The sequence below is a fragment of the Arthrobacter sp. CJL-S3 genome, assembly GCF_056711635.1.
Window position 1 is genome coordinate 145,105 of sequence record NZ_CM160046.1, and the last position, 24,624, is coordinate 169,728.

Annotated in this window: 21 protein-coding genes and 1 pseudogene; 15 read left to right on the forward strand and 7 right to left on the reverse strand. The window is 66.4% G+C overall.

Features of this window, described 5'->3' with window-relative positions:
- Window positions 1-8: 8 nt before the first annotated feature.
- Both AC06G6_RS00720 and glyA read right to left on the reverse strand, forming a co-directional pair.
- On the reverse strand, window positions 9-1,229 hold the full coding sequence (locus tag AC06G6_RS00720; RefSeq protein WP_479825412.1) for a sarcosine oxidase subunit beta family protein: 1,221 nt from the start codon (window positions 1,227-1,229) through the stop codon (window positions 9-11).
- Window positions 1,226-2,566: a serine hydroxymethyltransferase gene (glyA, locus tag AC06G6_RS00725; RefSeq protein WP_479825415.1), complete on the reverse strand. Its 1,341-nt coding sequence runs from the start codon at window positions 2,564-2,566 to the stop codon at window positions 1,226-1,228. Before glyA ends, AC06G6_RS00720 begins: the two co-directional genes overlap by 4 nt.
- Before the next feature lie 143 nt (window positions 2,567-2,709).
- On the opposite strand from glyA, the gene AC06G6_RS00730 reads away from it, so the two are divergent.
- From AC06G6_RS00730 to AC06G6_RS00740, 3 genes are read left to right on the forward strand one after another with little or no spacing between them, the layout of a single operon-like run.
- Entirely contained in the window at window positions 2,710-3,381 is a 672-nt protein-coding gene (locus AC06G6_RS00730; RefSeq protein WP_479825417.1) for a GntR family transcriptional regulator, read from the forward strand.
- 60 nt (window positions 3,382-3,441) lie between these two features.
- Entirely contained in the window at window positions 3,442-4,041 is a 600-nt protein-coding gene (locus tag AC06G6_RS00735; protein WP_479825419.1) for a GNAT family N-acetyltransferase, read from the forward strand.
- A complete protein-coding gene (locus AC06G6_RS00740; protein WP_479825421.1) occupies window positions 4,025-4,837 on the forward strand; it encodes an IclR family transcriptional regulator in 813 nt (270 codons plus the stop codon). The genes AC06G6_RS00735 and AC06G6_RS00740 overlap by 17 nt, the downstream gene beginning before the upstream one ends.
- 54 nt (window positions 4,838-4,891) lie before the next feature.
- On the opposite strand, the gene AC06G6_RS00745 is transcribed toward AC06G6_RS00740, so the two are convergent.
- Together AC06G6_RS00745 and AC06G6_RS00750 are read right to left on the reverse strand one after the other, a co-directional pair.
- Window positions 4,892-6,028: an aromatic ring-hydroxylating oxygenase subunit alpha gene (locus tag AC06G6_RS00745; RefSeq protein ID WP_479825423.1), complete on the reverse strand. Its 1,137-nt coding sequence runs from the start codon at window positions 6,026-6,028 to the stop codon at window positions 4,892-4,894.
- Between the two features lie 24 nt (window positions 6,029-6,052).
- The gene (locus tag AC06G6_RS00750; protein ID WP_479825425.1) at window positions 6,053-7,231 is read right to left on the reverse strand and encodes an NAD(P)/FAD-dependent oxidoreductase; all 1,179 of its coding nucleotides are present in this window, start codon (window positions 7,229-7,231) and stop codon (window positions 6,053-6,055) included.
- A gap of 245 nt (window positions 7,232-7,476) precedes the next feature.
- Between AC06G6_RS00750 and AC06G6_RS00755 the strand changes: the two genes are divergently transcribed.
- The 7 genes from AC06G6_RS00755 to AC06G6_RS00785 all read left to right on the forward strand — a co-directional run bounded on the left by AC06G6_RS00755 (window position 7,477) and on the right by AC06G6_RS00785 (window position 17,257).
- Complete coding sequence (locus tag AC06G6_RS00755) at window positions 7,477-7,827, forward strand: bifunctional 3-phenylpropionate/cinnamic acid dioxygenase ferredoxin subunit (protein WP_479825427.1); 351 nt, start codon at window positions 7,477-7,479, stop codon at window positions 7,825-7,827.
- A 34-nt stretch (window positions 7,828-7,861) separates the two neighbouring features.
- Window positions 7,862-9,820, forward strand: a complete 1,959-nt coding sequence (locus AC06G6_RS00760) for a BCCT family transporter (protein WP_479825429.1) — start codon at window positions 7,862-7,864, stop codon at window positions 9,818-9,820.
- A 9-nt stretch (window positions 9,821-9,829) separates the two neighbouring features.
- The gene (gene purU, locus AC06G6_RS00765; protein WP_479825431.1) at window positions 9,830-10,780 is read left to right on the forward strand and encodes a formyltetrahydrofolate deformylase; all 951 of its coding nucleotides are present in this window, start codon (window positions 9,830-9,832) and stop codon (window positions 10,778-10,780) included.
- 21 nt (window positions 10,781-10,801) lie between these two features.
- Complete coding sequence (locus AC06G6_RS00770) at window positions 10,802-13,309, forward strand: GcvT family protein (RefSeq protein ID WP_479825433.1); 2,508 nt, start codon at window positions 10,802-10,804, stop codon at window positions 13,307-13,309.
- 325 nt (window positions 13,310-13,634) lie between these two features.
- On the forward strand, window positions 13,635-15,035 hold the full coding sequence (locus tag AC06G6_RS00775) for an MFS transporter (protein ID WP_479825435.1): 1,401 nt from the start codon (window positions 13,635-13,637) through the stop codon (window positions 15,033-15,035).
- A gap of 57 nt (window positions 15,036-15,092) precedes the next feature.
- Entirely contained in the window at window positions 15,093-16,346 is a 1,254-nt protein-coding gene (locus AC06G6_RS00780; protein WP_479825437.1) for an aminopeptidase P family protein, read from the forward strand.
- 71 nt (window positions 16,347-16,417) lie between these two features.
- On the forward strand, window positions 16,418-17,257 hold the full coding sequence (locus AC06G6_RS00785; RefSeq protein WP_479828792.1) for an IclR family transcriptional regulator: 840 nt from the start codon (window positions 16,418-16,420) through the stop codon (window positions 17,255-17,257).
- Between the two features lie 57 nt (window positions 17,258-17,314).
- Here AC06G6_RS00785 and AC06G6_RS00790 read toward each other — a convergent pair whose 3' ends face one another.
- On the reverse strand, window positions 17,315-17,959 hold the full coding sequence (locus tag AC06G6_RS00790) for a PucR family transcriptional regulator (RefSeq protein ID WP_479825439.1): 645 nt from the start codon (window positions 17,957-17,959) through the stop codon (window positions 17,315-17,317).
- 392 nt (window positions 17,960-18,351) lie between these two features.
- On the opposite strand from AC06G6_RS00790, the gene AC06G6_RS00795 reads away from it, so the two are divergent.
- On the forward strand, window positions 18,352-18,477 hold the full coding sequence (locus AC06G6_RS00795) for a hypothetical protein (protein WP_479825441.1): 126 nt from the start codon (window positions 18,352-18,354) through the stop codon (window positions 18,475-18,477).
- Between the two features lie 107 nt (window positions 18,478-18,584).
- Here the strand turns inward: AC06G6_RS00795 and AC06G6_RS00800 are convergent.
- A pseudogene (locus AC06G6_RS00800) lies at window positions 18,585-18,953 on the reverse strand (PucR family transcriptional regulator ligand-binding domain-containing protein); the annotation flags it as partial.
- Window positions 18,954-19,034: 81 nt separating this feature from the next.
- Here AC06G6_RS00800 and AC06G6_RS00805 point away from each other — a divergent pair.
- Entirely contained in the window at window positions 19,035-20,546 is a 1,512-nt protein-coding gene (locus tag AC06G6_RS00805; RefSeq protein ID WP_479825443.1) for a purine-cytosine permease family protein, read from the forward strand.
- 16 nt (window positions 20,547-20,562) lie between these two features.
- Window positions 20,563-21,366, forward strand: coding sequence for a creatininase (locus tag AC06G6_RS00810; RefSeq protein ID WP_479825445.1), 804 nt, complete (start codon window positions 20,563-20,565; stop codon window positions 21,364-21,366).
- Between the two features lie 254 nt (window positions 21,367-21,620).
- Here the strand turns inward: AC06G6_RS00810 and AC06G6_RS00815 are convergent, their stop codons facing one another.
- Window positions 21,621-22,436, reverse strand: coding sequence for a CPBP family glutamic-type intramembrane protease (locus AC06G6_RS00815; RefSeq protein ID WP_479825447.1), 816 nt, complete (start codon window positions 22,434-22,436; stop codon window positions 21,621-21,623).
- 107 nt (window positions 22,437-22,543) lie between these two features.
- Between AC06G6_RS00815 and AC06G6_RS00820 the strand changes: the two genes are divergently transcribed.
- Both AC06G6_RS00820 and AC06G6_RS00825 read left to right on the forward strand, forming a co-directional pair.
- A complete protein-coding gene (locus AC06G6_RS00820) occupies window positions 22,544-23,017 on the forward strand; it encodes a MarR family winged helix-turn-helix transcriptional regulator (RefSeq protein ID WP_479825449.1) in 474 nt (157 codons plus the stop codon).
- Between the two features lie 89 nt (window positions 23,018-23,106).
- Complete coding sequence (locus AC06G6_RS00825; RefSeq protein ID WP_479825451.1) at window positions 23,107-24,564, forward strand: MFS transporter; 1,458 nt, start codon at window positions 23,107-23,109, stop codon at window positions 24,562-24,564.
- Window positions 24,565-24,624: the final 60 nt, after the last annotated feature.

A 24,624-nucleotide genomic window follows, 5' to 3' on the forward strand; every position in this document is an offset into this window, starting at 1 on the left:
ACCTCTTTCTAGTGGGCCACGGCGGCGGCGCCGTGTTCATCGATCAGGGCGCCGGTTTCGAAGCGCTCGAGGGCAAAGGGTTTGTTCAGGGTGTGCGGCGTTCCGGTGGCGATCGTGTGCGCGAAGGTCAGCCCGGCCGCCGGAGTGCCCTTGAAGCCGCCGGTGCCCCAGCCGCAGTTGACGAACATGTTCTCCACCGGGGTGGTGCCGACGATCGGGGAGGCGTCGAGGGTGGTGTCCACGATCCCGCCCCAGGTCCGGAGCACGTGGGCCCGGGCGAAGATGGGGAAGAGTTCGACGGCGGCTGCCATCTGGTGCTCGATCACGTGGAAGGATCCGCGCTGGCCGTAGCCGTTGTAGGAGTCAACACCGGCGCCCATGACCAGTTCGCCCTTGTGCGCCTGGGAGACGTAGACGTGGACGTGGTTGGACATGACCACCGTGGGGTGGACTGGCTCGTGGAGTTCGGACACGAGCGCCTGGAGCGGGTGGGACTGGATGGGCAGCCGGAACCCGGCCATTTCCGCGAGGACCGAGCTGTGTCCGGCGGCGCAGAGGCCGACCTTTTCGGTGTGGATGGTGCCGCGGTTGGTCTTGACGCCGACGACGCGGTTGCCGTCCTTGAGGAAGCCGGTGACTTCGCAGTTCTGGATGATGTCCACGCCGAGTTCGTCGCATTTGCGGGCGAACGCCCAGGCAACGTGGTCGTGCTTGGCGATGCCGGCACGCGGCTGGTAGGTGGCGCCCATAACCGGGTAGCGGATGTTGTCGTTGATGTTCAGGATGGGGCAGAGTTCCTTGACCTGCTGCGGGTCCAGCCACTCGGCGTCGACGCCGTTGAGCTTGTTCGCCCCCACACGGCGGATGCTCTCGCGGACGTCACCCAGGGTGTGGGCCAGGTTCATCACGCCGCGCTGGCTGAACAGGAAGTCATACTCAAGCTCTTCCGGCAGGATCTCCCAGAGCTTCAGGGCGTGCTCGTAGATCGCCGCGCTCTCGTCCCAGAGGTAGTTGGAGCGGATGATCGTGGTGTTCCGGGCCATGTTGCCGCCGGCGAGCCAGCCCTTTTCCAGGATGGCGATGTTGGTCATCCCGTGGTTCTTGGCCAGGTAGTAGGCGGTGGCGAGGCCGTGCCCGCCGCCGCCGACGATCACGGCGTCGTAGGAGGACTTGGGCTCCGGGTTGCGCCAGAGGAATTCCGGGTGCTCCGGAAGCTGTTCCGTGCTCATTGTGCTGCTCCAATCAGTTCTGCCTCAAGCGCCGGTGCCGCCGTCGTGGTGCCCAGGTGCGGGTATAGGGGGAACCTTCCCGCCAGGGCGCTGACGCGCCGGCGGAGGCCTGCGGCGGTTTCCTCGCTGAGTTCGTTGTCGATGGCCGGTGACGTGAGGGCGGAGGCGATGATGTCCGCCACCTCCGTGAATTCCGGGGCGCCGAAGCCGCGCGTGGCCAGGGCGGGGGTGCCGATCCGGAGCCCGGAGGAGACCATCGGCGGGCGGGGGTCGAACGGGACGGCGTTGCGGTTGACCGTGATGCCGATCTGGTGCAGCCGGTCTTCGGCCTGCTGTCCGTCCAGCTCCGAGTGCCGCAGGTCCACCAGGACCAGGTGGACATCCGTGCCGCCGTTGACCACCGAGATCCCGGCGGCGGCGACGTCATCCTTCAGCAGCCGGGCCGCGAGAAGGCGGGCACCTTCGAGGGTGCGCTCCTGGCGTTCCCTGAACCCGGCCGACGCCGCGATCTTGAACGCAACGGCCTTGGCGGCGATCACGTGTTCCAGCGGGCCGCCCTGCTGGCCGGGGAAGACGGCGCTGTTGATCTTGCGGGCATACTCCGCCTTGCTCAGGATCACCCCGCCGCGCGGCCCGCCGAGGGTCTTGTGTGTGGTGGTGGTGACGACGTCGGCATAGGGCACCGGGTTCGGGTGCAGCCCGGCGGCGACGAGGCCGGCGAAGTGGGCCATGTCGACCATCAGGTAGGCGCCCACGAGGTCCGCGATCCGGCGGAACTCGGCGAAATCCAGCTGCCGGGAGTAGGCGGACCAGCCGGCGACGATCATTTTCGGGCGGTGCTCGAGGGCCAGGGCCTCGACCTCGGCCATGTCGACCAGGTGGCTGTGCTCGCTCACGTGGTACGGGACCACGTTGTAGAGCTTGCCGGAAAAGTTGATGCGCATGCCGTGGGTGAGGTGCCCGCCATGCGCCAGGGAAAGTCCCATGATCGTGTCGCCCGGTTCCAGCAGGGCAAACATCGCGGCGGCGTTGGCCTGGGCGCCCGAATGGGGCTGCACGTTCGCCGCTTCCGCGCCGAACAGGGCCTTGACCCGGTCAATGGCCAGCTGTTCGATCACGTCAACGTGCTCGCAGCCGCCGTAGTAGCGCTTGCCCGGGTAGCCCTCGGCGTACTTGTTCGTCAGGACCGACCCCTGCGCCTCCATGACCGAGGAGGGGGCGAAATTCTCGGACGCGATCATCTCTAGCGTCGACTGCTGGCGGCCCAGCTCATTGGCGATGGCCTCGTGGACCTCGGGATCGACTGCGGAAAGTCGGTCGTTCAACTGCTCAACCACGGATGCTCCTTATGAAATACCACTGTTGCAATGACTGATATATCAGTGTGATGTCAATGATATGATCGGGATCACAAGAGAGTCAATAGCCGGGAGCGAAGTGGCACTGAGCTTCCGGTTCGAACCAGGAACGGAGCGGCGCCTTGACTGCACTTCAAGCCTTGCCTCCCGCCGAGGACGAAGCCCTGTCCCAGGCGGAGTCCGCGTACCGGCAGCTGCGCGACAAGCTGATCATGCTTGAGATCCGGCCGGGCGAGCCCATCAACGACGGGCAGCTGGCGGCGGAGCTCGGATTCGGCCGCACCCCGGTGCGCGAGGCGATCAAGCGGCTGGAGGTGGACCACCTCGTCGTCTCGTACCCGCGCCGGGGGACCTTTGCCACCAACGTGGACTTCACGGAGCTGGCCGACGTCTCGGAGATCCGGGAACTTCTGGAGCCACTGGCGGCGCGCCGCGCGGCCACCCGCGCAAACGCGGCCATGCGCCGGGAACTGCTGCATGTCGCCAAGGTCATCGCGGAGCTGGATCCCAGCCCGGGGGAGTCCCGGGATCTCATGCGCTACGACCTGACCGTGCACCGGTTAATCTACCGCGCGGCAGCCAACCCGCATCTGGAAGACACCCTGATCCGCTACGACAACCTGGCCACGCGCATCTGGTGCCTGGTCCTTGACAAGGTGCCCTCGGTGAGCGGCCACATCACCGAGCATGTGGAGCTGCTCAAGGCGGTGGCCGCGGGCGACGCCGACAAGGCGGCCGAGCTGGCCCTTCACCACGTCACGAGCTTCGAAGAGACCATCCGGAAGGTGCTCTAGTCTAGGCGCGGGGCCTGTGTCAGACCCGGAAGCGGAATCGGAAACGAGAGGAGTCGCGGAATGGCCATCGAAGTCCGACCGGCGTCGCAGTTCGAGGACGTCAAGGCAGTGTTGGGCCCCAAACGGGCCGATGCCAACGTGTGCTGGTGCCTGAGCTACCGCATCCCCTCCAAGCAGAACCTGGAGTTGCGCGGCCCGGAGCGCGGGGAGCTGGTCCGGCAGCTGACAAGCCAGGACCCGCCGCCCGGTGTGCTTGCGTACGACGGCGGCGACGTGGTGGGTTGGGCGGCTGTCCATCCGCGCGCCGACACCAGTTTTGCCCGCAACCGTAAGATCCCCCATGTGGACGAGCTCGACGTTTGGTCTGTGTGGTGCATTCGGGTGCGGCCAGGGCATCGCGGCAAGGGAATCTCCCACGAGCTACTGAAGGGCGCCGTCGACTTCGCCCGCAGCCACGGCGCACCGGCCATCGAGGGCTATCCGGTCGACAATGAGGGCCAGCGCGTGGACCTCACGATGGCCTACGTGGGCACGCGAAAGCTCTTCGAAGAGGCCGGGTTCACCAAGGTTGCCACCACGGACTCCGTCATCAACGGCTTTCCGCGCGTGCTGATGCGCCTGGACCTCAATGAGAGTATGGATCATGGCCTCGAAGAATGACCCCGAACCCGACGTCGATGCGGAGGCGGGCCAGCACGGCGGCGTCCAGTCGGTGGACCGGGCCCTGGCCGTTCTGCAGATCCTGGCCAGGGACGGCCATGCGGGCGTGAGCGAAATCGCCGCGGAGATGGGCATCCACAAGTCCACCGTCTCCCGGCTGCTCGGTTCGCTGGTGAGCAGGGAGATGGTCCACCAGAACAGCGAGCGTGGCAAGTATCAGCTGGGCTTTGGCATCCTGAGGCTGGCAAGCTCCATTCCCGGGCGGCTCAGCCTGGTCCGTGAGGCCCGGCCAGTAATGGAAAGCCTTGCCGAAGAGTTCAAGGAAACGGTGAACCTTGCCGTGCTGCGCTCCAATTTCGCCGTCAACGTGGACCAGGCGATGGGCCCGTCGACGCTGGCTACTTATGACTGGGTGGGCAGCCTGACGCCGCTCCATGCGACCTCGAGCGGGAAAGTCCTGCTGGCGGCGCTGTCCGCGGACGAACGCGACCGCGTCCTGAAGGAGACCGGGCTTCCGGCCCGGACGCCGCGGACCATCACCGACCGGAACAAGCTCGAAACGCAGCTGCTTGCCGTCGCCCGCGACGGCTACGGGGTGGTCCGCGAGGAGTTCGAAATCGGCCTCAACTCGATGTCGGTGCCGGTGTACAACCATGTGGGCACAGTGATCGGGGCGGTCAGTATTTCCGGGCCCGCCTTCCGTTTTGATCCGGAAAAGGCGCCGGGACTCCTCGAGGCGTTGAAGCAGGCCGGGCTGCAGATCAGCGCAAAGATGGGCTACACCGGCGGCCGGTGAGCGTGCTTGTGGCCGGGCTGCGGTTCTTCGCCAAGGGCCGCAGCCCGGCTCGGCTCAGGACTGCGGGGCGACGCCGCCCACTTTCTCCTGCACCCAGTCGTGGAAGGCCCCGATGTGGTGCTCGCTCGGCACCAGGACGCCGCCCTTGGCGTAGACCTTCGAGCCCATGGCGGGCTGGCACCGCTCGCAGGCGTCGAAGTCCTGCTGGTTGACGCGATGGAACAGCTCCACCGAGGCACTGACGTCCTTGCCGCTGTCCACGACGCTGGGCAGGTACAGCCAGTCGCACTCCACGATGGTGCGGTCCGCGGCCATCGGGAACATGCGGTGAATGATCACGTGGTCCGGGACGAGGTTCACGAATACCGTGGGCTTGATGGTGATGGCGTAGTACCGGCGGTCCTGGTCCTCGCCCACCCCCGGAATCAGGTCCAGCCCTTCCGAGCCGTCGATGGTGAATCCCTTGACGTCCTCGCCGAACTCCGCGCCATGACCCACGAAGTACTGGGCGGCCAGGCCGTCCGCGAACTCGGGCAGGACCTCCGTCAGTTCCGGGTGGATGGTGGCGCAGTGGTAGCACTCCATGAAGTTCTCGATGATGAGTTTCCAGTTCGCCTTCACGTCATAGCGGATGCGGCGGCCCAGGCTGAGGTTGGCCACGTCGTAGCCTTCGATCGCCTTGAGGTCGCCGAGCCGCTCCTCGATGGCTCCGATGACGTCGTCTTCGAAGGACGGCGGCTCGTCCGCAAGGCACACCCACACGTAGCCCAGGTATTCGCGGATGTGGACCTTCACCAGGCCGTACTCGTCCCGGTCGATATCCGGCATCTTGGTCAGGTTTGGTGCCGCGATGAGCTTGCCCTCGAAGTCGTAGGTCCAGGCGTGGTACGGGCACTGGAATGAGCGCGCCGCTTCACCCTGCTCCTCCATGCACAGCTTGACACCGCGGTGCCGGCAGACGTTGTAAAAGGCGCGGATGCCACCCTTGCGGGTGCGGCTGATCAGCACGCTTTCCCGGCCCACCTGCACCGTCCGCCAGGCGCCCGGTTTGTCCAGGTCCGCGGAGCGGACGGCGCAGAACCACATCTGCTCGAAAATCCGCTCCTGCTCGGCCCGGAACACGGCCTCGTCCACATAAGTGTGGCCGGGCAGCGTAGGAATCAGACTCGGGGCACTTACCTCAAGAGACAATTTGTCCTCCTAACGAATAAAAGATCAACAAACAACGACAGCGACAGGCGGCGCCGCGAGGCTCCGCCGCCACTTGGTGAACAGCCGCGGCTGGTTCATGCCGAGGACCGCCACCGGGACATCCCCGCGGTAGTACACGGCGACGCAGCTGTGCGTGAGCGCGTCGCCCGCTTCGATCTCCAGCCGGTCGTAGCCTGCGGCGTGGCCGGCAAACTGCAGCTTGACGCCGTATTGGTCGGACCAGAAATAGTGCGGCTTGGCAGGCTTCGGTGCGGCGTCAGGGTTCAGCAGCGCCTCAACGGCAAGGGCGGCGCGCTCCAGGGCGCAGGTCCAGTGCTCGATCCGGCGGTGCGCACCCGCGGCCTGGTCGAACCAGGCCGCGCAGTCCCCGACCGCCACGATGCCCGGAACGTTGGTGCGGCCCATGGCGTCACACAGGACGCCGCTGCCCAGCTCCAGGCCGGAGCCCTCCAGCCACTGGGTGTTGGGCTCAGCTCCGATGCCCACCACGACGACGTCGGCCGGCAGATAGCGGCCGCCTGCCAGCCGGAGGCCGGTGACGCTACCTTCGCCGCTGTAAAAGACCTCTATGACGGCCGAGGAAATGAGCTCCACCCCGTTGGCGGCGTGGAGTCCGGCCACGACGCCGCCCATCTCCGCACCCAGCTGGACGGCGAACGGCACGGGCTTGGTGTCGATCATCGTGACATCCATGCCCCGCGAGGCCGCAGCGGAGGCCACCTCGGCGCCGATGAAGCCGGCGCCGATCACGGCCATCTTGTTTCCCGGCACCAGCGCGGGCGCGAGGGCCTGCGCGTCCGCGAGGGTGCGCAGCGTGAACACATTGCTCAGCCCGGCCAGCGCGGGCAACTGCCGCGCCCTCGCGCCGGTGGCAATGACGATGCCGTCCGCCTCCACCGTGCTGCCGTCCTTAAGGCGGATGGTCCGCGAGGCGGCATCCAGGGAAGCAGCTCCAGAACCCAGCACCCATTCCGCGCCCAGCTCCTCGGCGTCGGACTCCAGGAAGAGGTCCTTCGCGGTGACCGTCCCGAGCAGGAAGTCCTTGGACAGCGGCGGTCGGTCGTACGGCCGGTGGGGCTCGTCGCCAATGATGACCAGACGTCCGGCAAATCCCTGGGCGCGGGCTGCCCGGGCGGCGGATAGGCCTGCCAGGGAGGCTCCCACAATCGCCAGCGTCTGCATTTCGACATCCTCTTCCAATTGCTTTCTACGCAACAACAATCGCTATATGCAACAGAGTGGGGCAGACCAAGGTCACTGTCAAGAGCGGTTCAGGAAGACGTCGGGGGGCCGCAATAGAAGTGAAAACCCTTGACAAGCCCTGTGAGCTAACCCACTCTGTTGCTTAATGCGATTGCTGTTGTCCACTACGGAACTCCAAGATCGCGGCTTTTCCGAGAATTCCCGAACGAAGTAGAGGTCCACCCATGCACAAGGCATGCCCGCTCAGCGAACTGGCACCCGGGGAAGCGCTGCGGCTGAACACGTCGCCGCCCATCGCCGTGTTCCACACCGAGGAGGGCGAACTCTTTGCCATTGACGACACGTGCACCCACCAGGACGCTTCCCTGGCGGACGGCTGGGTGGAGGACTGCTGGGTCGAATGCCCGCTGCACGCCTCCAGGTTCAACCTCCGCACGGGAAGCGTTGACGCTCCGCCGGCCAAGCTGCCGGTCCGCTCCCACGAAGTCTCAGTGATCGACGGCGACATCATGATCACCGAATCCAAAGAGGTTCCCAACCTCCCGCCTGGCCTGAGCGTGGACGGCCACGTCTAGCACCAGCCCATGAATCCGAACAGAGGACTAGCTCATGGCATTGAACAGCGACATTGGATTGAAAAGTGACGGAAGCAGCACCGAAGGCACCCCTCCCGAAGGCTCCGGGGAGCCGGACGGCCGGCCCGCCGCCGTCGTGATCGACACCCTCGATCCCGCGAAGCAACCGGAGGCCGGCGAGCAGATCCTCGAGGAATTGCGGCAGACCGAAGGCGAACACGCGGCACGCAGCCGGACCCGCAGCACGCTGGGACTGGACAAGACCATTTTCGGGATCACCGGCGTCCTGGCCATCGCTTTTATCGTGTGGGGTTTCATCGGGACGAAAAGCCTCTCCACCACCTCGCAAACCGCCCTCGACTGGGTCATGACGAACACCGGCTGGCTGTTTATGGTGCTGGCGTCCCTGTTCGTGGTCTACGTCCTCTGGCTCGCCCTGGGCCGGTTCGGCGACATCCCGCTGGGCAAGGACGGCGAAAAGCCCGAGTTCCGGACCATCTCCTGGATCTCCATGATGTTTGCCGCCGGCATGGGCATCGGCCTGATGTTCTACGGCGTGGCAGAGCCGCTCTACCACTACGTTTCGCCCCCGCCGGGGACGGTTGACGGCCAGACCCCGGCAGCCATCCAGACCGCCATGGCCACCTCCATCTTCCACTGGACCCTGCACCCCTGGGCGATGTACGCGGTGGTGGGCGTCGCGATGGCCTACGGAACCTTCCGCCTGGGCCGCAAGCAGCTGGTCTCGGCCGCCTTCACGTCCCTGTTCGGCAGCAGGACCGTTGAGGGCCCGGTGGGAAAGCTCATCAACATACTCGCCATCTTCGCCACGCTCTTCGGGACCGCGGCCTCACTGGGCCTGGGCGCCCTGCAGATTGGCAGCGGCCTCACGTCCAACGGCTGGGTGGGAGAACTCGGCACACCCCTGCTCGTGGCAATCGTTGCGGTCCTGACCGTCTGCTTCGTCGCCTCCGCGGTGTCCGGCATCCGCCGCGGCATCCAGTGGCTGTCCAACATCAACATGGTCCTGGCCGTCATCCTGGCGCTCATCGTGTTCGTCGCCGGGCCCACCCTGTTCATCCTCAACCTGATTCCCGCGGCCATCGGCGACTACGCCCGCGACCTGGCCGAAATGGCATCCCGCACCGAAGCCGTCGGTGACGAGGCGCTGCGCACCTGGCTGTCCGGCTGGACCATTTTCTACTGGGCCTGGTGGGTGTCCTGGACGCCGTTCGTGGGCATGTTCATCGCCCGCATCAGCCGCGGCCGCACCATCCGCCAGTTCGTCACCGGCGTCCTGCTGGTGCCCAGCCTGGTCAGCGTGCTCTGGTTCGGTATCTTCGGAGGAACCGCCTTCAACATCCAGGCCGCGGCGGACAAGACGGAAAACCCTGCTGACGGCCTCGTCACAATGGTCGACGGCGCTCCCTCCATCTCCTTCGACGGCGCCCTTTTCGACCTGATTCGCAACCTGCCGCTCTCCGCCGGCGTCGCCGCGGCGGTGGCCGTCCTGGCCATGGTCCTGGTGGGCATCTTCTTCGTGACGGGCGCCGACTCCGCCTCTCTGGTGATGTCCACGCTGAGTTCCAACGGCTCCAACGAGCCCTCCCGGGGCCTGGTGATCTTCTGGGGCCTGCTCACGGGTGCCGTTGCGGCGGTCATGCTGCTGGCCGGCGGCGATGAGCCGTCGGAGGCACTGTCCGGCCTCCAGCGCATCACCATCGTGGCGGCGCTGCCGTTCGTGCTGGTCATGCTGCTGCTGTGCTTCGCCCTGACCCGTGACCTCCGCCGGGATCCGCTGGCCCTGCGCCGTCGGCTGGCCAGCAACGTCGTCGAACGGGCCATCCGCGACGGCGTGGACCAGCACGGCGGGGTCCAGTTCGACCTGGTGACCCGACACGAATGCGACGGACGCTGTTCCGCGGAAAAACGCTGCCCCGGCGACGCCTCCGCCCCCGCCGACGCCTCCACGCCCAACGACGCCATCAAATAGGAGAGAACCGTGGCCACAATCCTTCAAAACCGCCCCGCGGGTGCCGTGACCACCGTCAACGCCGTACCTGCCGTTGCGGGTGCGGCGACGGCGGTCTCGAAGACCCGCCCGGCGGAATTCGTCCTCACCCTGGCCTGTCCCGAACGGCCCGGCATCGTCCGGGCGGTGACCGCATTCCTGGCCGACAGCGGCTTTGACATCGTGGAGCACCAGCAGTTCGATGACCACGTCAGCGGGAACCTCTACCTGCGCACGGCGTTCACCGGAGGCGGGCCCGCCGAGTCCAACGCGGAAGTCCTCACGGCAGCGTTCGCGCCGACTGCCCGCGAATTCGGGATGGAATTCTCCATCCACGACGGCAGGCCCCAGCGGCTTCTGGTCATGGTTTCCAAGTTCGGTCACTGCCTGAACGACCTGATCTTCCGCTGGCAGGCGGGGAGCCTGGGTGCGGAGATCGCCGTCGTTGTTTCCAACCATGAGGACCTGCGGGCCATGGCCGAAGCCGTAGGGCTGCCCTTCATCCATGTTCCGGTGACGTCCGGCACTAAACCGGAGGCCGAGGCGCGGCTGCTGGAGCTCGTGGCCGAATACGACGCGGATCTGGTGGTCCTGGCGCGCTACATGCAGGTGCTGTCCAACGGCCTCTGCACCAGCCTGCGTGGCCGGGCGATCAACATCCATCATTCGTTCCTGCCGGGATTCAAGGGGGCCAAGCCGTACCACCAGGCCTACGACCGCGGGGTGAAGCTCGTGGGAGCCACCGCGCACTACGTGACGCCGGACCTCGATGAGGGACCGATCATCGAGCAGGAGGTCTTCCGGGTGGACCACAGCCTGGATCCGGACGCCCTCGTCACGGTGGGCCGGGACGCCGAATCGCAGGCCCTGTCCCGCGCGGTCAAGTGGCATTGCCAGCACCGCGTCCTGCTCAACAACACCCGCACCGTCGTATTCCGCTAAGGCGAACCAGGAGAACCACTTATGAGCGCATCACCACGCGTTGTCATCATCGGCGCCGGCATCGTCGGCACCAACCTCGCGGACGAACTCGCCACCCGGGGCTGGACCAACGTCACCGTGGTCGAGCAGGGTCCGCTGGAACTGGCCGGCGGTTCCACCTCGCACGCCCCCGGCCTGGTTTTCCAGACCAATCCGTCCAAGACGATGACCGAGTTCGCCGGCTACACGGTCAGCAAGCTGCTGGCCCTTAGCGCCGACGGAGCGTCCTGCTTCAACCAGGTGGGCGGGCTCGAACTGGCCACCACCGAGGCCCGGCTGCAGGACCTCAAGCGCAAGCTCGGGTACGCCACGTCCTGGGGCATCGAAGGCCGCCTGATCGATCCCGACGAGTGCGAGAAACACTACCCGCTGCTCGGCACCGGGGCGTTGGGGAATGGCGGCACTGTCCTCGGCGGGCTCTACGTCCCCACGGACGGGCTCGCCTCCGCGGCCCGCGCCGTCCAGCTGCTGATCAGCCGCACCCGCGAAGCCGGCGTCTCGTACCTCGGCTCCATCTCCGTGACGGGCATTGAGCAGACGGGCGGCAGGGTCACCGGCGTCGAAACGGCCGACGGCGTGATCCCGGCGGACATTGTGGTGTCCTGCGCCGGCTTCTGGGGCCGCGAGCTCGGGAAGATGGTGGGCCTGAAGGTGCCGCTGCTGCCGCTCGCCCACCAATATGTGAAGACAACCTCGCTGCCCGAGCTGAAGGGCCGCAACGAGCTTCCCAACGGCGCCCGCCTGCCGATCCTGCGCTACCAGGACAAGGACCTGTACTTCCGCGAGCACGGCGACCGGATCGGCATCGGTAGCTACGCGCACCGGCCCATGCCCGTGGACATGGCACAGCTGCCCCGCGTCGGCGCCGGGGAGATGTCCGACCACCGCATGCCCTCCCGCCTGGACTTCACCCTGGAGGACTTCCTTCCCGCCTGGGAAGACAGCCAGGAGCTCCTTCCGGCGCTGCGCGGAGCGCGGATCGAGGACGGCTTCAACGGCATTTTCTCCTTCACGCCGGACGGCGGCCCGCTCATGGGCGAGTCCGCCGACGTCGCCGGCTTCTTCGTGGCAGAGGCAGTCTGGGTCACCCACTCGGCCGGCGTCGCCAGGGCCATGGCCGAACTGCTCATCGAGGGCCAGTCCCGCACCGACCTGCACGGCTGCGAGCTGACGCGTTTTGAAAAGGTGCAGACCAGCGACCGGTACGTCAGCGAAACATCCCAGCAGAACTTCGTGGAAATCTACGACATCCTGCACCCGCTGCAGCCCAGGGAAGCGCCGCGGGAACTGCGGGTCAGCCCGTTCAACGTCCGGCAAAAGGAACTCGGGGCCTTCTTCCTGGAGTCCGCCGGCTGGGAGCGCCCCCACTGGTTCGAAGCCAACCGCGGCCTGCTCGAGGAGCTGCCGGCGCAGTGGCGGGCACCGGAGCGGGACGGGTGGTCTGCGATGTTCCACTCCGCCGTCTCGGCGGCCGAAGCCTGGAAGACGCGCACCGCCGTCGGACTCTTCGACATGACGCCGCTGAAGCGGCTGGCCGTCACGGGACCCGGCGCGCTGGCGCTCCTGCAGCGGCTCAGCACCGGAAACATCGCCAAGAAGCCCGGTGCCGTGACGTACTGCCTCCTGCTGGCAGACGACGGCGGCATCCGCAGCGACGTGACAGTGGCCCGGCTCGGGGACGAGGACTTCCAGCTCGGCGTGAACAGCAACGTGGACTTCGACTACCTGCGCGTCGAGGCCAGGAAGCAATCGGCCGCGGATCCCGCCGACTGGGCACACGTCTCGGACATCACCGGCAGCACCTGCTGCATCGGCCTGTGGGGTCCGCTGGCACGCGAAGTGATCGGCAAGATCAGCACCGACGACCTCAGCAACGACGGCCTGAAGTACTTCCGGACCAAGGAAATCTCAGTGGGCGGCATCCCCGTCACGGCGATGCGGCTCTCCTACGTGGGCGAGCTCGGGTGGGAGCTCTACACCACCGCGGAGTACGGGCTGAAGCTCTGGGACCTGCTGTTCGACGCCGGCCAGGAGCACGGGATCATCGCGGCCGGGCGCGGGGCGTTCAACAGCATGCGGCTGGAGAAGGGCTACCGGCTGTGGGGCACGGACATGACCTCGCAGCACCACCCGTACGAGGCCGGCCTGGGCTTCTCCGTGGCCAAGGACAAGGCAGGCTTCGTGGGCTGCGAGGCGCTCGCCGGCCGCAGGGAACAGCCGGCCACGCGCGCGCTGCGGTGCCTGACCGTGGACGACGGCACGTCCATGGTGCTGGGCAAGGAACCCGTGTTCGTCAATGGTGAGGCCGCCGGTTACGTCACCAGCGCCGCCTACGGCTACTCGGTGCGCAAGCCGATCGCCTACGCGTGGCTTCCGGCCGGGGTCGGGGTCGGTGATTCCGTGGAGCTCGAATACTTCGGCAAGCGGATCGCGGCGACCGTCGCGGCCGAGCCACTCTTCGATCCCGGCATGGAGCGGCTGCGCGGCTGACGGCCGGCCCGCCCTCCCGACCCTCTAACGCGCCGGCACGACGGCGACACACCGGCGAGTCCGGGGTGTCGCCGTCGTTTCCGTTTAAGGGGGCCAGCGACGGTTGGGGCCGGCGGCTTTCCTCACCCTTGGCTGCTGCAACGAGATTCCGTTCAACGCAACTTGATTTCCCAAACCCCGGTCCGTAGCCCGCCGCGGAACCGTTGCCCTGTGCTTCGAAACTTACAAGCTGGAAACAAAAAAGCATTGACTGTGTCTCATGTCACGCATAATCTGGTGCAACAGCGTTGCATTGAATGCAACCCCAAAACCCTTTGGTGGATCCATGAGTAACGAAACTTCCTCCCCCGCCACACTTGCGGGACCGACCGGCCCGGAGTCCAATAACGGGCATGGCAGTACTTCGTCCGCACAACCAGCGTTGAGCGGCCCGGCAGACCCGGGCAGCGGCGTCAGCAAGGAAACACGCCGCCGGGTGATCGCGGCCAGCTTCATCGGCAATTTTGTGGAGTGGTTTGACTACGCCGTGTACGGCTACCTGGCCGTCACCATTGCAGCGGTTTTCTTCCCCGAGTCCGATCCCCAGACAGGGCTGCTGCTGACGTTCGCCCTGTTCGCGATCTCGTTCCTCGTGCGGCCCCTCGGAGGCTTCGTATGGGGCCATATCGGAGACCGTGTCGGGCGCCGGACTGCGCTCTCCCTGTCCATCCTGATCATGTCCGGAGCGACGTTCTGCATCGCCCTTATCCCGGGCTACGACACGATCGGCATCTGGGCTCCGATCCTGCTCCTGATCATCCGCGTTGCCCAGGGCTTCTCAGCCTCAGGTGAGTACGCCGGCGCTTCCGCCTTCCTCGTGGAGTACGCCCCGGCCAACAGGCGCGGCCTCTACGCGGCAGTCGTGCCCGCCAGTACCGCAGCGGGCCTGCTGCTCGGCTCCCTGATCGCCGGTCTCCTGACCACCCTGCTCAGCACCGAAGCGATGCAAAGCTGGGGATGGCGTCTGCCGTTCCTACTCGCGGCCCCGATGGGCCTGATCGGACGCTACATCCGCACCAAGCTCGAAGACACCCCGGTATTCCGCGAGCTCGCAGCAGAGGACCAGACCATCAAGGCCCCCGTTTTCGGCCTCTTCCGCAATCATTGGCGGCTGCTGCTGAAGGCCGTCGGAGCAGTGCTGCTCAACGCCGTCGGCTTCTACGTGATCCTCAGCTACATGCCGACCTACCTGTCCTCCGAGCTTGGCCTCGGGGAAACCGAATCCTTCCTGGCAACCACGATCGCGCTGGCGACGTACATCGGCTTCATTTTCCTCACCGGAATGCTGTCGGACCGCTACGGCCGCAAGAAGGTGCTCATTTCCGCGTCCATCAGCTTCATCGTGCTCACCGTACCGGCCTTCGCCCTGCTGGGAACCGGGAACTTCCTGGTGATCATCCTCGTCCAGATCCTGCTGGGCGCCATGCTCACCCTCAACGACGGGACGCTCCCGAGCTTCCTGGCGGAAATGTTTCCCACCCGCGTCCGCTACAGCGGCTTCGCGGTCAGCTTCAACCTCTCCAACGCGATCTTTGGCGGCACCGCACCCTTTATGGCCACCCTCCTGATCGCAGCCACAGGCAACGACCTGGCCCCGGCCTGGTACCTGGTCGCCGCCGCAGTCATCTCCCTGATCGCCGTGATTCTCTCCCGCGAAACCAGCAGGGAACCCCTGAGCCACGGGTAGTCCCACCCGTTCCAACTTTCCCCTCTGAAGTAACCATCGAAGAAAGGCATCACCATAATGACTACGACCACCGACAACGCTTCGTCCATCGCCGAACTGGAGCGCCTTAAGGTCCTGCACAACGGCACGAAGGTCAGCCTCACCTTCTCGGACGCCGAGTTTGAGCGCCGGCTGGCCGGCCTGCGCCGGATCATGGCGGAGAAGAGCCTGGACGCCGTCGTCCTGACGAGTTACCACTCCATCAAGTACTACTCCGACTTCCTGTTCACCTACTTCGGCCGCTCCTACGCCATGGTGGTCACCAAGGACGACACGGTGACCGTGACGGCCAACATCGACGCCGGCATGCCCTGGCGCCGCAGCTACGGTGACAACGTGGTCTACACGGACTGGCGCCGGGACAACTACATCTTCGCGATCCAGGAGGTGCTGCGCACCCGCGGCATTTCCCCGCGCCGGATCGGCGTCGAGGATGACTCGCTCCCGCTGGACAACCGCAACAAGATCCAGGCCGCCTTCGAATCGGCCACCCTGGTCGACGTCGCCCAGGCGGCCATGCGCCAGCGGATGATCAAATCGGCCGAGGAGATCGAGGTCATCAAGCACGGGGCCCGCATCGGAGACCTGGGCGGGGAAGCTATCCGCAACGCCATCACCGGCGGGATCACCGAATACGAGGTGGCTCTGATCGGCACCGAAGCCATGGTCCACGAAATCGCCCGGACCTTCCCGGATTCCGAAATCCGGGACACCTGGGTCTGGTTCCAGTCCGGCATCAACACCGACGGCGCCCACAACTGGGCGACCACCCGCAAGATCCAGGAACACGACATCCTGTCCCTAAACTGCTTCCCGATGACCTCCGGCTACTACACGGCCCTGGAACGCACCCTGTTCTACGGCGAACCCGACGCCCGCTCCCTGGAGCTGTGGAACATCAACGTGGAAGTCCACAAGCGCGGCCTCGAACTCATCAAGCCGGGCGCGGTCTGCAAGGACATCGCCGCCGAACTCAACGAGATCTACGTGGGCCACGGCCTGCTGGCCAACCGGACCTTCGGCTACGGGCACTCCTTCGGCGTCCTCAGCCACTACTACGGCCGGGAGGCCGGCCTGGAGCTCCGCGAGGACATCGACACCGTGCTGGAACCGGGCATGGTGGTCTCCATGGAACCGATGATCACGGTCCTGGACGGACAGCCCGGCGCGGGCGGCTACCGTGAGCACGACATCCTGGTGGTCGGCGAGGACGGCGCGGAGAACATCACCAAGTTCCCGTTCGGCCCCGAATACAACATCGTGGGCGCCTGACCATCCCCTGACCCGCACTGAAGCGGCGCCACGTCTGACGTGGCGCCGCTTTTAGGCCTCCGTACGGAATGATGGGAGTCACTATGAGTCCAGAAGAACCTGCTGACAGCACCGGAAACGGCGACATCAAAGGCACCTCCGTCATCGTCAACGCCATCGCCGTGCTGAGGACCTTCACCGCCGACGAGCCGCTGCTCGGGGTCACCGAGATCGCCAACCGCGTCGGCCTGCACAAAAGCACCGTGTCCCGGATCCTGGCCACGTTCGAGCAGGAACACCTCGTGGAGCGCGATCCGGAAACCCGCCGGTTCCGTCTGGGCCTGGGCCTCATCGCCGTGGCCGGCCCGCTGCTTGCGGAACTGGAGGAACGGCGCGTGGCCTACCCGGTGCTGCGGGAACTCACCGAACAGACGGGCGAAACCAGCGCCCTGATGGTCTGGAACGGGTCCGAGTCGATGTGCGTGGAACAGATCGCCAGCCACCATCAGATCAAACACACCACGCCGCTGGGAGCCCGCTACCAGGACGCCATGAGCGCCTCCGTGCAGGTGTTCCTCTCCGCCGAACCGGCCGAGCGTGTCCGTGCCCTGCTCCGCAGCGGAGCCACCACCTATCCGGGGCTGGATGATGCCAGCCTCGACAGTTACCAGACCAAACTCGGCGACGTCGTCCGCCGCGGGTGGGCCATCAACTACGGTGAATCATCAATCGACGAAGTCGGCGTGGCCGCACCCGTCTATGACCACCGCGGCGACATCGTGGCCGCCGTCCTCATCCCGGCCCCCCGCTTCCGCGTTTCCCGCGAGCGGCTCCAAAGCCTGGGCGAGGCGTGCGCCGCTGCTGCGGGACGGGTCACCACGCGCCTCGGCGGACGTCCGCCCGCGAGGCCGGAACAGGCCGGCCCCGGGTAGGAATCAGATCGGCCCGGCTCCTCAGGACAGCCGGGCTCCGCGGGCCAGCCTGTCTACTCAGGTGAGCCGGGCCAGCCGGGCGGCCAGATGCAGTGCCGCCAGCCGGCCCGAGTCCCGGGGGTCGCCGCCGCACAGTTCGAAGATCCGCCGCAGCCGCTGGTGCATCGACTGCCGCTCCACATGAAGCTCGCGGGCTGCGTGGGCGGTGTTGCAGCCGCAGTCCAGCCACGTGGCCAGCGTGTCGAGCAGCCTCGAATTTCGCTGTGCGTCGTGATCCAGGAGCGCGCCCAGTTGCTGGCGCACGAAGTTCCGCCGCTGGTACGGGTCCAGCGATTGAACAGTGAGACGTTCCACCGCGAAGGCCTCGGCGTCGATCACGGGACGGTGCGCGCCGCCGCTTCCCGGGCGGGCCTGTTCCGGGGACGCCGCCAATTCCAGCGTGAGCTTGGCTTCGGAGAGCGACCAGGGAGCGTCCGATATGCCGGCCACCAGGGGGCCCACGGCGGCGAACGTTCCGTCCATGGCGGGCAGCTCCGAGAGGTCTGCCAGGAGCCGCTGCCGGCTCTCTTCCGTGGCATCCCCGGCCAGGCTGGCTATGGCGAGAAGCTCGGCGTTGTCGACATAGGTGGCGTGGGACTGCGCCGCCCGGGAAAGGTGCTGCTCCAGGGACGTGCGCAGCTGTTGGGAGATATCCGAGCGCACCACCACCGCCACGAGCGGGGCCGAGACCGGAATGCCCGGCGGCTGACGCCAACTGTTGCAGCCGCCAGGGCTGGCTGCCCGAATCGATCGCACGGATCAGCGCAGCTCCGGCCACCTCCCGCAGTCCGGGGGACATCCGCTGCAGCATGGCCAGGGCCAGAATGTCCACGGAGCGTTTTCCGGCTGTCCGGGCAAGGTTCTCGTCCTCCTCCGCCGGAACCCGGAGCACGAGCTGCGCGGCCAGGATGCCACGGACCGGAACGTCGATTTGGATCAGGCGTGCATGCTCGTGCGGCGCGGATTCCGGTAGCCCGGGTCCAGGCGTCCCGGGCTCGGGCGCGGCACTGCCGGCGTCGGGCGTGCCGTCGTCGGCGGTCTCGGAGGGCCCTGGCGTGGCACTGGCCAGGGCCGCGCCGGTGAGGGACGCCAGGGTCACCTCGCTGTGGGTGATGCCCGCGAGCACGGCCAGGATCCGGTCCAGGCTGCCGCCGTGGGCCAGCTCGACGGCCATCGCGTGACTGGCCTCATCCGCCCGCCGCAGCTGCGAGACCGACTCGCTGACCAGTGACGAGTTGATGGCCTGCATAACACTGACAAACGGCACCACCTTGCGCAGTTCGATCAGCGGAAGGCCGGCTTCCTCGGCAGCCGCCACCATCGAGGACGGGAGTGACGGGAGGGCGCCGCCGGTTTCGATGGCAAGGGCCGCCACTCCGCGCTCCGCCAGCTGGCGGATGTAGGTGACCCGCCGCTCCTCGGAGGCCAGGGCGAGGGCTTCCCCTCCCGTCAGCAGGAGCTCCCCGCCGTCCAGTAACGGCGCGATGTCCAGAATCTCACTCGAGTGGATCCAGCGGAGCTGGGTCCGGGCTGCGGTATCTGCCGCCGCCCGGACCACCGGATCGGCGGCTGAAAGGGTCGGATGGGCTAAGACATCCTGAAGACGTACTGACATGACACTCCGTCGCATGAAGCAAGCATTAAGTAGACACATCATATATAGCCGGATGTGGCCTGTGCCACATAATCTTGAAGGACCCACTCACTCACGGAGGCTCCAATGCGTGAAGAACCCCCTATGATTTCGGCCACTCCCGCTCCCGCAGTCAACGAAGACTGCGAAGCCTGGCTCCAGCCCATCCCCGAATCCCAGCGGACGCGGAAGGTCTCTGGCCAGTTCTGGATCTGGGCCGGCGCCAACCTCGCCCCGATCAACTGGGTGCTCGGCGCCCTCGGCATCCACCTCGGCCTCGGCTTCGCCGACACCGTCACCGTTCTGGTTTTGGGGAACCTGATCGGCATGCTGCTCTTCGGCTGCTTTGTGCTGCTGGGCCAGAAGACGGGGGCGACCGGCATGGTCCTGGCCCGGGCCGCCTTTGGCCGCCGCGGCAACTACCTTCCGGCAGCCATCCAGGCACTGCTGGTCATCGGCTGGTGCGCGGTCAACACCTGGATCATCCTGGACCTGGTGATGGCGCTGTTCGGCACCCTCGGCTGGGTTGACCCGACGGCCCAGAACTACGCCTGGAAGATCGGCGTCGCCACGGCCATCATGGCTGCACAGGTCGCCATCGCCTGGTTCGGCTACAAGGCCATTGCGGCCTTTGAAAAGTGGACCGTGCCGCCCACCATCATCATCCTCGCCGTGATGTCCGCCGTCGCCTGGTTCGGCATGAAGATCAACTGGTCCTACGCCGGACCGGCCGGCAATATCCTCGAAGGCTCCGAGCGGATCGCCGCGATGAGCGCGGTCATGACGGCGATCGGCATCGGCTGGGGCATCACCTGGTTCACCTACGCCGCCGACTACTCCCGCTTCGTCAGCACCGAAGTGCCCAAGCGCAAGGTCTACCTGGCCTCGGTCCTGGGCCAGTTCATCCCCGTCGTCTGGCTCGGAATCCTGGGCGCCAGCCTGGCCACCAACAGCGGCGAGATCGACCCCGGCAAACTGATTGTCCAGAACTTCGGCGTCCTGGCGCTCCCGGTCCTCCTGATGGTCCTGCACGGGCCCATCGCCACCAACATCCTGAACATCTACACCTTCTCCGTCGCGACGCAGGCCCTCGACATCACCATCAGCCGCCGCAAGCTCAACCTTTTCGTCGGCGTCTTCTCGCTCGCCGCCGTCGTCTTCTTCATCTTCCAGGAGGACTTCGCCGCCGTCCTGGACGCGTGGCTGATCGGACTCGTAGCGTGGGTGGCCGCCTGGGGCGGCGTCATGCTGGTGCACTACTTCTGGATCGAGAAGCGCTGGCCCAGCGACCCGGCCCGGCTGTTCGACGCGGTGGGCACCAAGCGCCTCCCGGGTGTGAACCCCGCGGGCATCGCATCCCTGCTCATCGGAATCTTCGCCACCTGGCTGTTTATGTACGGGCTGGTCCCGGCAATGCAGGGCCCCATCGCCGTCGCCCTCGGCGGCTGGGACCTGTCCTGGCTGGCCGGCGGCCTGTCCAGCGCCACGGCCTACGCCCTGATGGGGCCGCGCTTCCACAAGAAGTACCTTCAGGTGTCCAGCGCCGACGAGGCTGCCCCGGTTTCCGCTAAGCCTCGCGTCAGCGACCTCTCCGCCGCCACCACCACCGCCCTCTGACCAGGAGATCACCAGCATGGACAAGTCAGTATTTCTGGAAGACCTGGATGCCTTTGCCTACCGCGAAGCCTTGGCATCCGGGGAGGCGATTGTCCTCATTCCCGTCGGTTCCCTGGAGCAGCACGGCCCTCACCTTCCGCTGGGAACAGACACCATCCTGTCCTTTCACTTCGCGGAAGGTGTCGCCCGGCGGCTGGGTGCACTGGTCGCACAGCCGATCGCCTACGGGTACAAGTCGCAGCAGAAGTCCGGCGGCGGCAACCACCTCTCGGGTACCGTCAGCCTGGATGGCGCCACCCTCATCGGCGTGGCGCGCAACCTGGTCAAGTCCTTCCTCAACCAGGGCGTCCGGCACGTGGTCTTCATCAACGGCCACTTCGAGAACTACCAGTTCCTCTACGAGGGAATCGATCTGGCCCTGGACGAACTGGGGATTGAGCCCGGGGCAGAGCAGAGCGTGCTGCTGCTGTCGTACTGGGACTTTGTCAGCCAGGACACGCTGACGCAGGTCTACCCCGATGGCTTCCCGGGCTGGGACATCGAGCACGGCGGGGTCCTGGAAACCTCGCTCATGCTCCACCTCGAACCGGCCCGGGTTGCCATGGACCGCCTGATCGACGGTCCCGCCGCGGTCCTGCCGCGCTTCGACAGGCTGCCGGTAGTGCCGGAGCGGACACCCGCCACCGGGTGCCTGTCATCGGCCGCGGGCTCCAGCGCTGCGAAGGGCGGGCTGCTGTTCGGGCAGGTGGTCGGAGATCTGGCCGCCGACCTCGCAGGGGAACTGGTCCGTGAACCCGCGCTCGCAGTTGTTCCGGCGTAGAGCATAACGATCCACAGGGCAACGCGATTCACACAGTAAACAAAGGCGCCGCGGGGATCCCCGCGGCGCCTTTCCGGTCAAGTCCCCACCTGTTCCCGCGCACCGGCGTAACTGTGCGCTCCTGCCCAGTTACCTCTCCGGAGGAGGCCCGGCCACGGCGTGTCGCCTGGTCCGGGCCGCTTCCTTGGCCGGTGACTGGGCGGGAGCGCGGGATCCTCCGATCACTGCTCTGCGACGACGGCTGAAGGCAGCGCTCAGTATAGGAAGATCGGCAGCCAGTCGCGGTTGTGCGCGTGCACCAGCGCGAGGAACAGCACGAAGTCGAAGGTCAGGTGCACCGTCACGACGTAGGTGAGGGACTTCGTCAGCTTGAACGTGTAGCCCTGTAGCAGGGCGAACGGGAACGTCAGAAGCGGCCCCCAGGCCTGGTATCCGATCTCCCACAGAAAGGACGAGAAGATCACGGCTTGCAGGATGTTGGCCAGCCAGTCGGGGAAGTGCCGCCGCAGCAGTGCAAACGTGGTGCAGATAAAAAACAGCTCGTCCCAGATGCCAACGGCGTTCACTCCGAGAAAGAGCTTCCAGAAGATCGCCGGGTCGGAGGCGTCCGGCCAGTTCTGGTAGACCCCGGTGCTGATCAGGTAGACGGGCAGAATGAAGTATCCGAGCAGGACCACGCCGATCAGGTACAACCTGGCGGTCAATGGCCATTTTCGGCCGGTGTTCACCGGAAATTTGATGATGTCCTCGCGGTAGACGAAGCGCGACACCAGCCAAGGGACCAGTACGGCCAGGGCGAGGGCACCGCCCATGAGGACCATGTGCTGGGTGCTCAAGTCAGCGTTCAGCGGAACCACGCTGATGATGACCATTCCCGCCGCGATCAGCGCGAGGTGCCGCATCAGTTCACGGTCGATGAAAGCCGCCGCGGCCAGGGCAACGGCAAGTACGCCGTAGCCAAGGTCATTCTCGGCGCCGAATAACAGCACGCCGGACACCGAGACGAGCCCCGCAGGAACCAGTTTCCAGCTGAGTGCGGTACGGGGACGCTCCGTCGAGATCGATGTCACCTCACCAGCATGCCAGTGCCGTCCGTGGAGCGGAACGGTTCAGGGGCAGGCGCCTTGGGCCGGAGGCGCTGGACGGGCTGGTCCGGCCCGAAGCCTATGCTTATGGAATGGAAAGTGTTGGCACAAAAGACGGACCGGCGAGGGCTGTGGACCACCGCGCCCTGGCCGTGTCGGTGATCGACATTTCCTCCGATATCCGCCGGAAATCGCTCAATGGCACCGGCGTCCGGCCGCTGTCCAACGGCGTCCTGGAAATCCTCCGGGTCATCGAAAGCCACCCCGGCATCACGGTCGCGGAAGTCGCGTCCCGCCTCGGCCGACAGTTCAGCAACGTCAGCGTCCAGCTCCGCGAGCTGGTCGCCGCCGGCCTCGTCACCCGCACCCGTGACGCCGCCGACAAACGCTATGTCGCCCTCCATCCCACCGCGGAATCCCAGCGGATCAAGGCGCTCCTGGAAGGGGCCTGGGCGGAAGCGCTGGCCGCGGCAAGTTCCCGGCTGCTGCCCGAAGAGCGCGAACAAATCGCAGCCAGTCTGCCGGCCCTGCAGCGCCTCGCCGCGCTCCTCGCGGAGCCCGAGTAACCCTCATGACCGCCAACACCGTCCCGAATCACACCTGGATAGTAGTTATACTTGCATAAGTATTATTACTTTGAAGGGTGGTCCTGGGCGTGGCAACACAGTTACGAGATGCGGGTATTCAGCAGGGGAGCAGGCCTAAGAGCCGCTGGTGGGCGCTGGTGTTCCTGGCCCTCGCGCAATTTATGGTGGTGCTGGACGGCACGATCGTGAACCTGGCACTGCCGCGTCTCCAGGTGGAGATGGGCATCAGTGATTCGACGCGTTCCTGGGTGGTCACGGCCTACGCTTTGGCCTTCGGCGCCCTCCTGTTGCTCGGCGGACGGATCGCGGACTTCTGGGGCCGCAAGCGGACCTTTATTGTGGCCGCCGTCGGCTTTGCCGTCGCGTCCCTGCTCGGCGGCCTCGCGCAGCAGCCGTGGGAGCTGATCGGCGCCCGCGCACTGCAGGGCGTCTTCGCTGCGCTGCTGGCCCCGGCCGCCCTGGCCCTCCTGACCGTCGCCTTTCCGGGCGGCAAGGACCGCGGCACGGCGTTCGCGATCTTCGGCTCCATCACCGGAGTCGGTGCCGCCGTCGGCGTCCTGCTGGGCGGGTTCCTGACCGAGCACGTGAGCTGGCGCTGGTGCTTCTTCGTGAACGTGCCGATCGCCGTCATGGCGCTCGCCGGCGTGTGGTCGCTCGTCAGCGAAAGCAGGGCCCAGGGGTCTACCAAGTACGACTGGCCCGGTGTCGTCCTGGCTGCCCTGGGCCTGGGCTCCCTCGTGTTCGGCTTCACCAACGCGGAGCACGGCTGGGACGCCCCGGAAGCCTGGGGATTCATCGCCGCCGGCGCCGTGCTCATGGTGCTGTTCGTCGTCGTCGAACGGAAGGTTCAGCACCCCCTCCTGCCGCTGCGGGTGGCCACCGAGCGCAACCGCGCAGCGGCCTTCCTGGCCTCGTTCTTGTCCGGTGCGGTGCTCATTGGCGGCATCCTGTTCATCAACTTCTACATCCAAATTGTGCTGGGGTTCGCGCCGTTCCTCGCCGGGCTCGCGTCGCTGCCCATGACCGTGGCGGTGATCATCACGGCCGGGCTGGTCGCGAAGAATCTGCCGACACTGGGGGCAAGGATCCCGACGGCCGTGGGTCCGGCCTTTCTGGCGGCGGCGATGCTGTGGCTCACCCAGGTCAGTGCCGAGGGCAGCTACCTCATCAACATGCTGCCCGCGCTGCTCCTGATGGGTGTCGGGCTGGGCATGGTCTTCGTGCCGATGCAGAACCTCGCCCTGTTTGGTGTGGACAAGGATGATGCCGGCGTGGCCAGCGCCTTGGTCAACGCCTCGCAGCAGATCGGCGGCTCCCTGGGCATCGCCCTGTTCAGCACCATCGCGGCGGCCACCGCGGCCGGAGGCGTCTCGCGGGCCGCGCTCTCGAGCGGCTACTCCATGGTCTTCCTCTGGGCCGCGGGCGTGGCGATCCTGATCACCCCGATTGCCCTGCTGCTGATCAACATCGACCGCAGGAAATTCACCGGCACCGACGGTGATACCCCGGTCGTCCATCTGGGCTGACCCGGGCCCACGGGAGATAAACGAGACAGGCCCCCTCGCAGTGAGGGGGCCTATCTCGTG

Bases quoted from the DNA above. Each gene is read 5' to 3' on its own strand.
- AC06G6_RS00780 (WP_479825437.1), top strand. From the start codon at position 15,093: ATGACTACGACCACCGACAACGCTTCGTCCATCGCCGAACTGGAGCGC.
- AC06G6_RS00770 (WP_479825433.1), top strand. From the start codon at position 10,802: ATGAGCGCATCACCACGCGTTGTCATCATCGGCGCCGGCATCGTCGGC.
- AC06G6_RS00755 (WP_479825427.1), top strand. From the start codon at position 7,477: ATGCACAAGGCATGCCCGCTCAGCGAACTGGCACCCGGGGAAGCGCTG.
- AC06G6_RS00785 (WP_479828792.1), top strand. From the start codon at position 16,418: ATGGGAGTCACTATGAGTCCAGAAGAACCTGCTGACAGCACCGGAAAC.
- AC06G6_RS00810 (WP_479825445.1), top strand. From the start codon at position 20,563: ATGGACAAGTCAGTATTTCTGGAAGACCTGGATGCCTTTGCCTACCGC.
- AC06G6_RS00735 (WP_479825419.1), top strand. From the start codon at position 3,442: ATGGCCATCGAAGTCCGACCGGCGTCGCAGTTCGAGGACGTCAAGGCA.
- AC06G6_RS00720 (WP_479825412.1), bottom strand. From the start codon at position 1,229: ATGAGCACGGAACAGCTTCCGGAGCACCCGGAATTCCTCTGGCGCAAC.
- AC06G6_RS00775 (WP_479825435.1), top strand. From the start codon at position 13,635: ATGAGTAACGAAACTTCCTCCCCCGCCACACTTGCGGGACCGACCGGC.
- AC06G6_RS00740 (WP_479825421.1), top strand. From the start codon at position 4,025: ATGGCCTCGAAGAATGACCCCGAACCCGACGTCGATGCGGAGGCGGGC.
- AC06G6_RS00805 (WP_479825443.1), top strand. From the start codon at position 19,035: ATGATTTCGGCCACTCCCGCTCCCGCAGTCAACGAAGACTGCGAAGCC.
- AC06G6_RS00750 (WP_479825425.1), bottom strand. From the start codon at position 7,231: ATGCAGACGCTGGCGATTGTGGGAGCCTCCCTGGCAGGCCTATCCGCC.
- AC06G6_RS00820 (WP_479825449.1), top strand. From the start codon at position 22,544: ATGGAAAGTGTTGGCACAAAAGACGGACCGGCGAGGGCTGTGGACCAC.
- AC06G6_RS00760 (WP_479825429.1), top strand. From the start codon at position 7,862: ATGGCATTGAACAGCGACATTGGATTGAAAAGTGACGGAAGCAGCACC.